This window comes from Dellaglioa algida (assembly GCF_030127605.1).
GTDB classification, from domain to species: Bacteria; Bacillota; Bacilli; order Lactobacillales; family Lactobacillaceae; genus Dellaglioa; species Dellaglioa algida.
This window is the reverse complement of sequence record NZ_JANXLE010000009.1, coordinates 75,472-87,525: the sequence shown is the minus strand read 5'-3', so window position 1 is coordinate 87,525 and position 12,054 is coordinate 75,472. Positions and strand designations below refer to the sequence as shown.

Here is a 12,054-nt window from a genome sequence, read left to right as displayed (position 1 = left end):
TATTTTGGAAGAGTAGCGAAGAGGCTAAACGCGGCGGACTGTAAATCCGCTCCTTCGGGTTCGGTGGTTCGAATCCACTCTCTTCCATTTTTTACAGGGGTATAGTTTAAAGGTAGAACTACGGTCTCCAAAACCGTCAGTGTGGGTTCAATTCCTACTACCCCTGCCATTTTTTGTTTTGGCGATATTGGCGAAGTGGTTAACGCACCGGATTGTGGCTCCGGCACGCGTGGGTTCGATTCCCACATGTCGCCCTTTATTAGGGTTATATCAAGTAATAATTGATTTCATAAGTTATTACAATTATATGGCGGTATAGCCAAGTGGTAAGGCAGAGGTCTGCAAAACCTTCATCACCGGTTCAAATCCGGTTACCGCCTTACACGAATTATGCCGGTGTGGCGGAATTGGCAGACGCGCTGGACTCAAAATCCAGTTCCAGCAATGGAGTATCGGTTCGACCCCGATCACCGGTATTATTAAGCATTATGGAGAATATTATAAAACTTAAAAGCCTATTTTATGGGCTTTTTTTTTGCCCTAAATTATAGGAAATGATAGAGAATTACAGATTGTTGTCCTTTTTAAGTTCGTAAATATCATGATTTACGGATATATGCCATGGGGACAACGGTTAAATATCAGTATGTTAGTTTTATTTGCGTTATTTATTCTTTTTAATTTCGTTAAGAATATCTTTGAGTATTATAGAGATTGATAAGCCATTTTTTGGAATATCTATGTAGATCAGATACGATTTTTTTTAAGTTTATAATATATCTGTCTGAAAAATGGTATTGAATTGTTTGGCTTAACATCAACGGTAGCAGGTATCATGTAATCCGACATATAGACTTATAGATATTGTTGCACACTATATATTGTTGTTTTGTAAAGGATAATCAAGTAATATAGATTTATTCGAAAAAGAAAAGGAAGTCCATTTATGAAAAATGATAATTCAATATTAAAAATAAAAGGACCTATTATATTTGTAAAGCGCGATGGTCGTAAAGTTAAATTTTTAATGCGAAAGGTTATGGGAAGTACGTTAGAGAGGTTGCATTCTTCTCAAGAACGGGACCAATTCAAAACGTTAATGTTAACAAAATTGAATGACCGCCATAGTGTTGATGCATCGACTATGTTTAATTTAATAGTAGATGTATATAAGGAATTAGGATATGGCGACGCGTTACATAATTATCAAGAATACAGAACGCGAGATGAGCTACGTTGGAGAGAGCAAACTGATCCTGCTGATCGGTTAGAGAAATTGTTACATAAGGATTCAACAATTATTCATGAGAATGCTAATAAAGACAGTAATGTTTTTAACACACAACGGGATTTAACGGCTGGCACTGTTGGTAAGACTTTAGGTTTAAAATTAATGCCAGAATCAATTGCTAAGGCTCATTTACGCGGTTCTATCCATTATCATGATTTAGATTACACACCATGGAGTCCTATGACTAATTGTTGTTTAATCGATTTTAAAGAAATGTTGACTCATGGATTTAAAATTGGAAATGCAGAAGTTGAAAGTCCACATTCAATCCAGACGGCCACTGCTCAAATGGCACAAATTATTGCTAACGTCGCTTCAAGTCAATATGGCGGTTGTTCTGCAGATAGAGTTGATGAGTTATTGGCCCCATTTGCACAGTTAAATTATGAAAAACACTTAATTGATGCAAAAGAATGGATTCTTGATTCAGATAAGCAAATGGCATTTGCTAAACTTAAAACTAGTAAAGACATTTACGATGCAATGCAAGGATTAGAGTATGAGATTAATACGCTATTTTCATCGCAAGGGCAAACACCATTTACTACGCTCGGATTTGGGTTGGGTGAAAGTTGGATCGAACGTGAAATTCAAATTGCAATTCTAAAAATCAGGATTAAAGGATTAGGTCGAGAACATCGAACAGCAATTTTTCCAAAGTTAGTGTTCACAATAAAAAAAGATTTGAATCTAAAACCTGGTGATCCTAACTACGACATTAAGGCACTGGCCGTCGATTGTGCGACGAAGCGAATGTATCCTGACATCTTAATGTACGATAAGATAAAAGAGCTTACGGGCAGTTTTAAGGTGCCCATGGGCTGTCGTAGTTTTCTACAAGGATGGAAAGATGAAAATGGTAATGAGGTTAATTCAGGCCGTATGAATCTGGGTGTGGTTACCGTGAATTTACCTCGAATTGCTTTAGAATCACATGGTGATATTGATTTATTCTGGGATATATTCAGGGAGAAAATCCAACTCTGTAAAGAGGCACTTGTGTTTAAAGCTAATCGTGTTAAGGAAGCAGTACCCGAAAATGCACCTATTTTGTATCAACATGGGGCTTTTGGAAAGAGATTGAAGCCAGATGGCAATGTTGATGATTTATTTCTGCATCGACGTGCAACAATTTCCTTGGGTTATATTGGATTATATGAAGTTGGAACTGTCTTTTTTGGTCCTAATTGGGAAAAAAATGAAGAGGCACATAAATTTACAGTCGATATTTTAAAACGTCTTAAGGATTATTGTTCAGATTGGTCTGAAGAATATGATTATCATTTTAGCGTTTACTCTACACCAAGTGAATCATTAACTGATCGTTTTTGTACCTTGGACACTGAAAAATTTGGTGAAATTAAAGATATTACGGCGAAAGAATATTATACAAATAGTTTTCATTATGACGTTAGGAAAAATCCAACGCCATTTGAAAAACTATCATTCGAAATGGCATATCCTAAATATGCGTCTGGTGGGTTTATTCATTATTGTGAATATCCTAATTTACGTCAAAATCCTAATGCCTTGGAAGCCGTTTGGGACTGGGCTTACGACAAAATTGGCTATCTAGGGACGAATACGCCCATTGATCACTGTTATCAATGTGGCTTCGATGGTGAATTTAATCCTACTGAACGCGGATTTGAATGTCCTAAATGTCAGAATCACGATCCTAAAACATGTGATGTTGTTAAGCGAACGTGTGGGTATTTAGGTAATCCACAACAACGTCCAATGGTTCATGGTCGTCACAAAGAGATTGCCTCTCGTGTTAAAAATATGAGTTTAGGAATGGTTGATGATGGAACGACAAAAGAGAATTAGAACGCCCAGAAATCCGCAACCTAAAGAATGGATGGCAAGCGAGTTAAGTCAACAATATGTGGCATCGTACAAACCTTTTAATTTTGTCGACGGTGAGGGTGTTCGTTGTAGTTTATACGTTAGTGGATGCTTATTCGCATGTCCTGGCTGCTATAATAAAGCGGCTCAAAATTTTAGATATGGCACGCCTTATACTAAGGAACTTGAAGATCAGATTATAGTGGATTTGAGTGAGGATTATTGCCAGGGATTGACTTTACTGGGTGGGGAGCCATTTGTTAATACACAGGTTTGTTTGAGTCTAGTCAATCGTATTCGTGACACCTACGCTTGGACAAAAGATATTTGGTCTTGGACAGGTTACACCTGGGATGAGTTAATGCTTGAATCTGATGATAAACTTGAATTACTTTCAAAAATAGATATTTTGGTTGATGGTCGATTTGAGTTACCAAAAAAAGATTTAACTTTACAATTCAGGGGTAGTTCAAATCAAAGAATTATTGACGTTCAAAAGTCGTTAGCAACTGGTGAAGTCGTTTTATGGGATAAATTATTGAAATAATCATATGATTATTTATGGCTAAGTTGCCTATATGTATTTCATTTAAATTAAAAACGCTTTACTCTAAGATTATTCTTAGAGTAAAGCGTTTTTTAGTAGTCATTTGGATTTGCGCTGAGAGGTGTATAGGCATCCATATCAGAATCTCTGTAGTCCCACCATTCTTCGGAATATCCGATGAATCCGGCCGTTATCATTGCATTATTTAACACGTCGTAGTTACGTTGTTGTTGTGTCGTTCTGTTGTAATTTCTTCCGGCTCGTTTTGAAAAATCGTCGAATTCACTTTGCATTTCGAGTTCTTTTCCGTTTAAATCACAGATTGTCAAATCAAATGTAACGCCTTTTTGATGGCTAAAATTAGGATTTGGTTTCGCAACGAAATTGGGATCAGGATACACTTCAAACAATTTTTCTTGAGCCGAAACGGGTCTGTAGGCATCCCAAATTTTCAAACGATAACCTTGTACCTTAAGTAATTTACTGGCGATACCAAGCTTTTTTACGGTTCCCGTTCTTGCAATGGCCGCCGAAAAGTCATAGATAATTTGGTTGGTAAAGTTATTTTTTGTGGCATATCGTAAATCCACGATAATATCTGGGTCAATAGTTTTTACGTTTGTAAAACCGAGTTCAATTTCTGATAACATAGTAATGCCTCCTATCGAAGAATATTGCCCATTTCATCATTATAATAGGCAAGTTTTGGGAAAGTAATGGTTACCATTGTGCCTTTGTTCACTGAAGAATCTATTGATAATTTGTGACCTAATTTGTGACTCAGTTGGTTTGCTAAGTAAAGACCTAAGCCTGTAGCATTTTGGTTAAATTGTCGACCGTTATTCCCAGTGAAGCCTTTTTCAAAAACGCGGGCTAAATCAACTTTTGGAATTCCAATTCCGGTATCTTTAATTGATAGCGTGGTTTCTTTCCTGGTGTCAGTTAAAGAAATAGAAATTTCACCGTTCTCTGGCGTATATTTTAGCGAGTTGGTAATTATCTGATTTAAAATAAAGCGTAACCACTTGGAGTCAGTTAAAACGGAGATATCTTCATTTTTGAAAGTGAAGCGAATATGTTTCGAGAAAAATAAGTTCATATTGTCTCGAATAACAAGGTTAACTATTTTTTTAAGTGAGTAATCTTGAATTAAATAATCATTTGAAAAACTATCTAAACGAGAATAATAAATAACTTGCTCCACGAAATTCTCAATCTTTTTTAATTCAATTTCAGTTTGCATAACTTGTTTTTCGGACAGTTTACCATCTGATGTTTCAATCAGCAATTGAATTGCGGTTAAAGGGACTTTAATGTCATGAATCCATGCATTCAGAAAGTCTTCTTGTTCTTGTTGTTTTGATAGAACGTTATTTAATTGTGTTTGGTGACCACTCAATAATGAATTAATATACACCTGATACATTTGCTGTTCATTGGAATGTGCACCCGTAATTGGTAATGACAAATTTGTTGCTGATGCATCAATTGGCGTACTGAATTTTTGATACCATCGACGACTGAACCAGTATCGCGTCGTGATAAAAGCGGTCGAGATTAACATAATTAACACGTCAATATACGTTAATGTGGATAAAACAATCTCATGAAATGGATCTAACCACAGGATAAGATTGACTAATAAAATACCAAATATGAAGAAAATAATTGAGAATATCTTATCTGAAAGGTACTTAAAAAATGTCATGGATGCCTCCTAGGGGATGATATAGCCTTGGCCGACCTTTGTTTCAATGAAATTAGGCAGTCCTGCATGTGCAATTTTTTTACGTACGCGGTTAATATTAACGGTTAATGTATTATCGTCTACAAAATGTTCGTCTTCCCAAAGTTCACGGAGTAATTTTTCACGACTGACAATTTTACCCGTTTGACGCATTAAATATTGAAGTAATTGATACTCATTTTTTGATAAATCAATAATTTCATCATTAAATTTAGCGGTTCCATTTTGTAGATTTAAGAAGAGACCATTATGTTCAAGTGTCTCAGGTCCCATTTCCACGTAATTGTATGTGCGACGTAATAGAGCAGAAATTTTGGCGACTAGAACCTCCATTGAGTAGGGTTTGCTGACAAAGTCATCGCCACCCATATTCATGGCCATCACCATATCCATATTGGTATTACGACTAGATATAAATATGATTGGAACATTAGATGTTTCACGGATTTTTTTACACCAGTAAAAACCATCAAAATCTGGCAAGTTAATGTCTAATAAAACTAAATGTGGTTTTTTTTCAATAAATTCTAAATCAATCTTACTGAAATCGTTAGTTAAAATGGGATTGAATCGCCATTTTGCCAAGCTATCTGCGGTAATATTAGCAATTGTTTTATCATCTTCTACAATCATTATATTAAACATATTGTCACCTCTTTAAGTTAGAAACGTATTTACCTTACAATACCGGTTTTTAATGGTAAATTCAAATGGACGAGAGGTATAAATAAATATTAGGCTAAGCGCCCCGTTGTTAGGTATAATATTGAGTAGCGGAGGGACAAAATTATGGCATTCATTGAAGTAGATCACGTAAAAAAAATTTATGGTATGAAGTTTAATCGGTCAACTGCAATTGACAATATTTCATTTGTCATTGATCCAGGGGAGTTCGTTGGTATCATGGGGCCTTCTGGTGCTGGTAAAACGACATTGCTAAACATTATGTCAACAATCGATAAACCTACTTTTGGACACATAAAGATTGATAATCAGGACGTTACACAATATGATGAAAAAAAACTATCAGAATTTAGACGCCAGAAATTAGGGTTCATTTTTCAAGATTTTAATTTACTGAATTCTTTAACAATTCGAGAAAATATTATCTTACCACTGGCTTTGGACAAATTGAATGTGGCAACAATTGAGGAAAAGCTTGCCAATATTGCAACCGTCTTAAATTTAAATACTATTTTGGAACGGTTCCCAAATGAAGTCTCAATAGGGCAACAACAAAGGGCAGCAGTTGCCCGAGCTATCATAACAGAACCTAAGATGTTATTTGCGGATGAACCAACCGGTAGCTTGGATTCAAAAGCTGCTACAGAGTTATTGCAGTATTTAACGGACGTAAATGAAAAACAAAAAATGACGCTCATGATGGTCACGCACGATGCATTTACGGCTAGTTATTGTAAAAGGATTATTTTTATTAAGGATGGACACGTGTTTGCTGAAATTAGGCGAGACGGACAAAGAAAAGATTTTTTCCAAAAAATAATTGATATGCAAGCCGCCATTGGTGGAGGAGAACAATGAAACCATTGGCAAATATCGTTTTAAAAAGTGTTCGACGAAGTTTTTGGGATTATTTAATTTATGTAATCGCCAGTTCAATTGCCGTTACTGTGTATTTTTCCTTCTTATCAATGTCTTTTAATAAAGAATTAACACAAAATTCACGCGTAGAATTACCAATATCTGTGACGTTACAAATTAGTAGCTTCTTAATTTTAATTTTTATTGCTTGTTTTATGATGTATACCAATCTTTTTGTGGCCAAACGACGAGAAAAGGAAATTGCCGTTTATCATCTTCTTGGAGTTAAGAAGAGTCAGATTGCTGCGATGTTGTTCGTTGAAAATTTGATTCTGGGTAATATTGCATTGATGATAGGTTTAGCCGTTGGTGCACTTTTCTCTAAATTATTTGCAATGATCCTACTGAGGGCTATGGTGATCACGGCGGATACAAATATTATCGTATCTTGGCGGAGTTTAATTAATACTGTCTTAATCTTTAATGTCATCTTTTTAGTGATGTCTGTTATTAATTCGAGTATTATCTACCGTAAACAGTTAATTTCATTATTTACACACAATGATGGTGCTAGTAATGAACATTTCGGATCATTTAAACGTCTTCTAGCCATCGTTAGTCTTTTTCTAATTGGAGTTCCCTTATACTTAGCAGTTAATTTTGAAGAGCTCGGACCTATTTTTAATATTTGGCTACGTAGAAATGATTATTTGTTGGTCATTGTTATGATTGCAGTGATGATTATTTTAGGAACCCTCTTGGTCTTCTATTGTTTGATACCTATTCTGTTAAGATTGATGCAAAAGTGGCACCATTTTATGTATCGAGGGGGGAGATTACTCGCTTTTTCTAATTTGAAAGGTAATCTGAGACAAAATGCGGTGATGTTGAGCTTGATGACCTTGTTAATTATGTTTTCATTGTCTGCGTTTATTGGGATGGCTACATTATATTCGTATGCGCAAAAGACGATTGATCAGGTTGCACCGGCTCACTTCATAACGGATAATTATCATTTGGCAACCGTAAAAAAAGTGTTAAAAGAAAATCAGTTAGAGATAAAGCAGCAGGTTACCGGACATTTTAAAATTATACCAATGCGGACGAGCGTTCAATTAAATCAAAAAAATAGCAGTAAACCCCAAATTACCCCGATAACAATTATGTCAGAATCTGATTACAATCGTGCTCGTAGGATTCAAGGTGGATTAGAACCCATTAAAATTAAGTCAAATGAGTCAATAATGATTTTACATAAGCTAGCGAGATATCAAATTGACGGCGAAAAACAGTTGATTCATTTTGATCAAGAATCATTGAATCAGTTAAAAATACAAAAATATCAGAGTATCTTTCCATATGGTGAAACCCATTATGTTAAAAATTTGATGATTGTTGATGATAAGGTATATAACGGCGTTAAAAGTGATACGCGATATAATCTAACAGCCATTGATATTAAAAAGTATCAAGCATTTGCGCAAAGCGAAAATGATTTTGGACATAAACTTGATGATCAGGCAAAAGAACAAACCTATTTGCAGTTAACTGGAACTTCTCTGGAAAATACACACTATAATTTTTCCGCTCAATCCAAGTCCCGTTACCATTACCAAAACGTAGGCGTTAGGAAACAAGTTGCAAAAAACGTCACTCAATTAACGGGCTTTTTTATATATGTAACTTGTTTTATCAGTATTATCTTAGTAGTCGCAACTTGTAGTATTATGATGTTGCAACAAATGGTAGATCTTAGACAAAATCAGAAAACGTATTCGTTGATGCAGAGTTTAGGCGTAACCAATAAGGAGATTCGACGTATCGTTTATCAGCAGACGGCTGGACTATTTTTAATTCCAGTTATTTTAGGGTCAATCGAAGCGTTGTTCACCTTTAATATTTATGTGGCCTTATTTGATTTACCAAATATCAATGTCATTATATTTTTCTGGGGAACCTTCTATGCGATGTACTACGGATTATTTTTGATCACTGCGCACGTTTTGAACCGAATTATTAATAATAGAAACTAAAAAAAGGTTAAGCACTTAAAAAAGTAACTTAACCTTTAATATTTATGAATTCATTAACTGTATACAATGCATCCACAGGGGTGACTTGAAATTCACTTTCGTAATACTTCAGTTGTTCGTAATCTGAACTTTTACGCCAATTGGCAAAGTCAGATTGTTGTTTCCAGATAGTTAAAAAAACGTAATTGTAACCTTTAGACAATGATTGTAAGGTGTAATAAGCAACCATGCCGTCGGGATTTTTTTGTTTACTGATGAAGCTTTGTACCTGAGCTAAGTATACCTTGCTTTCTTCATCGCTTAATGTAATATACTTAAAATGGTAGAACCCTTGCCAGGAGTCTTCACCCACATGATATCTAACACGGAAGTCTAATCCAGAATAGAAAATAGAATTATCATCGGATATGTCCAGCAGGTATGAATTATTATACTTAACAATAGGACTTAGCATAATAAAAGATCGTGATGAGTTATTTCTGACAATAGATTTTAAAAAATATTCTGCGCCTAGCGCTGTATTTATTCGATTTATCAAAGATACATCTCCAATTTTCTTTAATTCATCCCTAAGTATAGTCCAAAAAAATGGCATCCGAGACGCAAAAGCAAAGGGAAGGATAATTAAAAATGAAGTTGACAATATTAGGATTTTATGGCGGGTATCCAGCACATGAGATTGGAACCAGTTCTTACTTGATTCAAAGTAACGGATTTAATTTATTATTAGATTGCGGTAGTGGGGCTATGCTCAGTTTAGAGCAGAAATTGAACCCCTTAAATCTAGATGCAGTTGTGTTATCACATTATCACCAAGACCATATTGCAGACGTTGGTGTTCTACAATACGATTGGCAGATTAACGGGGATGAAGTTTCTAAGGCCTTACCTATTTACGGGCCTAAAATCGATCAAGAGGCATTTAGTAAGCTCACTTGGGCGGATGCTACGGTCGGAGTCGGTTATACAAATGGAGAAGTCGTAGAGATTGGGCCGTTTGTTTTTGAATTTATAGAAACAATTCATCCAGTACCCGCGTATGCCATGAAAATCACGGAGAGTGCAACTGGTAAGGTATTTGTTTTTACAGCAGATACCGCCTATGACGAGAAATTAAACACAATTAGCCAAAATGCAGATTTATTAATGACTGATACAAATTTCTTTAATGATAAAGTTGGTAAAAAATGGCATATGACGGCGGGTGAATCTGGAAGATTTGCACGGATTAATCATGTTAAAAGGTTGCTATTAACCCATTTACCGGCAATGGGGTCGCATGAATTATTAAAGCAACAAGCGGAGTTAGAAGCTGGTGAGGATGTGACTGTTTTACTTGCAGAGAAATATTTAAAAGTAATTTTGTAATCGAATACATATTGTTAAATTATTTTAACAATATGTATTTTTTTTTTATTGTTAATAAAAATACTGAATTAGCATGAACATGCGTTTCAAGCCGTCGTTACGTACTTTTAGTAAGTATAAAAGGATAATAACGCATGATTAATTATTTAAGAAAATGTATATTATATTTTCTTAAATAATAATAACTATAAAATTTTTATGATAACGTTGTAAAACGATAAAAACCATTTGTGGTATAAGTGTAATAATATTTGTTTTAAATGAACAATTTAGATATAAATGTACGATTATCAATCGCGTTAATTAGTAAATTTTTTTAATAAAATGATAGTAATTTGCTGAATAATAAGTTACAATAAGTTTATGGTAATTGATAATTTTTTTTATTAAAAGGAGAGAGAGCATATGGTAACCTTATACACTTCACCAAGTTGTACATCATGTCGAAAAGCACGTGCATGGCTTAAGGAAAATAATATTCCATTCCAAGAACGTAACATTTTTTCTGAGCCTCTCAACATTGATGAAATTAAAACAATTTTGCAAATGACTGAAAATGGAACAGAAGAAGTTATTTCAAAACGATCAAAAGTCTACCAAGAATTAGATATGGACTTAGATGATCTACCACTTCAACAATTATTTTCATTAATTCAAGAGAATCCCGGCTTATTACGTCGTCCAATTATTTTGGATGAAAAACGTCTACAAGTTGGCTACAATGAAGATGAAATTCGTCGTTTCTTACCAAGAGATGTGCGAGCTTTAGAATTACAAAAGGCGCAGTTACTTGCTGGATTTTAATTAAGTTAAAATTAAAAAACGTTAGAATATTAGCCTTTACTAGGGCAACATGTTAAAATTCAGGGATGAACATTCCTGAATTTTTTATTTAGGCTGAATTTCTTTACAAATGGTGAATATTAGCTAAAATTAAGATAGTTGTCAGAAAGATGGGTGATAAGCAATGAAAATGGAAAAAATAAATGAAAATACGATTCGAGTTTTAGTAGAAGATGAAGATTTGTCTAAAAGGGGTATTACCGTTTTAGATTTATTGGGTAATAGAACTCAAATTGAAGACTTCTTTTATAGTATTTTACGCGAAGTAGATACAGAACACGAATTTGAAAATAATGAAGCAGTGACATTCCAAGTTTTACCTAATCGAGACGGGTTAGAGTTGTTTATTAGTCGTGGTAAGCCAGAAGATATTCAAAACCCTAAAGAAATAAATATCTCTGATTTGTCGGAGGAAGACGATTTAGGCAGTTTCATAAAGGACAGACTATCTGAGCTAGAAGATGCTGATGGCGAATTACGGAACACAGTTAAAGGAACGGGCTACCAAAAAGCGGCTCAAACGAGAACGTTTGAATTTGGAGATTTTGAAGATTTTATTCAACTCGCCAAAATTTTTAGACCAACGAGTACACAAAGTAATTTATTTAAGGTTCAAGATAAATATTTTTTAGAATTAATTTTTGATAAAGATAACACAACAAAAGAAACAATCGAAAATGATATCGCTGTCGCGTTAGAGTATGCACAAGTTGTGCCTTCAACTGGGTCTTTTTTGGAAGAACGTGGGAAAAAGATCATGTCAGATGATGCACTTTCTGAAGCAAGAAAATACTTCAAATAAATAAATTAACCTTTTATGGTTGGTTTGTTTATT

11 protein-coding genes and 5 tRNA genes are annotated in these 12,054 nt (G+C 34.6%); 12 read left to right on the top strand and 4 right to left on the bottom strand.

The window, feature by feature from the left end; genetic code table 11:
* The first annotated feature begins 6 nt into the window (after positions 1-6).
* The 7 genes from N0K73_RS07770 (at position 7) to nrdG (ending at position 3,686) form a co-directional block, all read left to right on the top strand.
* Positions 7-87, top strand: a tRNA-Tyr gene (locus N0K73_RS07770).
* Between the two features lie 8 nt (positions 88-95).
* Positions 96-169, top strand: a tRNA-Trp gene (locus N0K73_RS07765).
* A 12-nt stretch (positions 170-181) separates the two neighbouring features.
* Positions 182-254 (top strand) — tRNA-His (locus N0K73_RS07760).
* A 55-nt stretch (positions 255-309) separates the two neighbouring features.
* Positions 310-380: transfer RNA gene (locus N0K73_RS07755), tRNA-Cys, on the top strand.
* 12 nt (positions 381-392) lie between these two features.
* Positions 393-476, top strand: a tRNA-Leu gene (locus tag N0K73_RS07750).
* A 470-nt stretch (positions 477-946) separates the two neighbouring features.
* Complete coding sequence (gene nrdD, locus N0K73_RS07745) at positions 947-3,121, top strand: anaerobic ribonucleoside-triphosphate reductase (protein WP_112251466.1); 2,175 nt, start codon at positions 947-949, stop codon at positions 3,119-3,121.
* Positions 3,099-3,686 carry an anaerobic ribonucleoside-triphosphate reductase activating protein gene (gene nrdG / locus N0K73_RS07740; protein ID WP_181647461.1) on the top strand — a complete coding sequence of 196 codons (588 nt, stop codon included), beginning with the start codon at positions 3,099-3,101 and terminating at the stop codon, positions 3,684-3,686. The genes nrdD and nrdG overlap by 23 nt, the downstream gene beginning before the upstream one ends.
* A gap of 92 nt (positions 3,687-3,778) precedes the next feature.
* Here nrdG and N0K73_RS07735 read toward each other — a convergent pair whose 3' ends face one another.
* Genes N0K73_RS07735 through N0K73_RS07725 form a run of 3 tightly spaced genes read right to left on the bottom strand, consistent with a single transcriptional unit; the run spans position 3,779 to position 6,078 of the window.
* Complete coding sequence (locus tag N0K73_RS07735) at positions 3,779-4,336, bottom strand: M15 family metallopeptidase (protein WP_112251468.1); 558 nt, start codon at positions 4,334-4,336, stop codon at positions 3,779-3,781.
* An 11-nt stretch (positions 4,337-4,347) separates the two neighbouring features.
* On the bottom strand, positions 4,348-5,394 hold the full coding sequence (locus N0K73_RS07730; protein ID WP_112251470.1) for a sensor histidine kinase: 1,047 nt from the start codon (positions 5,392-5,394) through the stop codon (positions 4,348-4,350).
* 9 nt (positions 5,395-5,403) lie between these two features.
* Positions 5,404-6,078, bottom strand: coding sequence for a response regulator transcription factor (locus N0K73_RS07725; protein WP_112251472.1), 675 nt, complete (start codon positions 6,076-6,078; stop codon positions 5,404-5,406).
* Between the two features lie 141 nt (positions 6,079-6,219).
* On the opposite strand from N0K73_RS07725, the gene N0K73_RS07720 reads away from it, so the two are divergent.
* Together N0K73_RS07720 and N0K73_RS07715 are read left to right on the top strand one after the other, a co-directional pair.
* The gene (locus tag N0K73_RS07720; protein ID WP_112251474.1) at positions 6,220-6,975 is read left to right on the top strand and encodes an ABC transporter ATP-binding protein; all 756 of its coding nucleotides are present in this window, start codon (positions 6,220-6,222) and stop codon (positions 6,973-6,975) included.
* Positions 6,972-9,008: an ABC transporter permease gene (locus tag N0K73_RS07715; protein WP_112251476.1), complete on the top strand. Its 2,037-nt coding sequence runs from the start codon at positions 6,972-6,974 to the stop codon at positions 9,006-9,008. Before N0K73_RS07720 ends, N0K73_RS07715 begins: the two co-directional genes overlap by 4 nt.
* 28 nt (positions 9,009-9,036) lie before the next feature.
* Here the strand turns inward: N0K73_RS07715 and N0K73_RS07710 are convergent, their stop codons facing one another.
* Entirely contained in the window at positions 9,037-9,462 is a 426-nt protein-coding gene (locus N0K73_RS07710) for an antibiotic biosynthesis monooxygenase (protein ID WP_146302739.1), read from the bottom strand.
* Between the two features lie 176 nt (positions 9,463-9,638).
* Here N0K73_RS07710 and N0K73_RS07705 point away from each other — a divergent pair, with 176 nt between their 5' ends.
* The 3 genes from N0K73_RS07705 to N0K73_RS07695 all read left to right on the top strand — a co-directional run bounded on the left by N0K73_RS07705 (position 9,639) and on the right by N0K73_RS07695 (position 12,021).
* On the top strand, positions 9,639-10,376 hold the full coding sequence (locus N0K73_RS07705) for an MBL fold metallo-hydrolase (RefSeq protein WP_057974531.1): 738 nt from the start codon (positions 9,639-9,641) through the stop codon (positions 10,374-10,376).
* 405 nt (positions 10,377-10,781) lie between these two features.
* Complete coding sequence (gene spxA / locus N0K73_RS07700) at positions 10,782-11,180, top strand: transcriptional regulator SpxA (protein ID WP_112251480.1); 399 nt, start codon at positions 10,782-10,784, stop codon at positions 11,178-11,180.
* Between the two features lie 163 nt (positions 11,181-11,343).
* Positions 11,344-12,021 (top strand): adaptor protein MecA, encoded by a 678-nt coding sequence (locus tag N0K73_RS07695; RefSeq protein WP_112251482.1) that lies wholly within the window; start codon positions 11,344-11,346, stop codon positions 12,019-12,021.
* Positions 12,022-12,054: the final 33 nt, after the last annotated feature.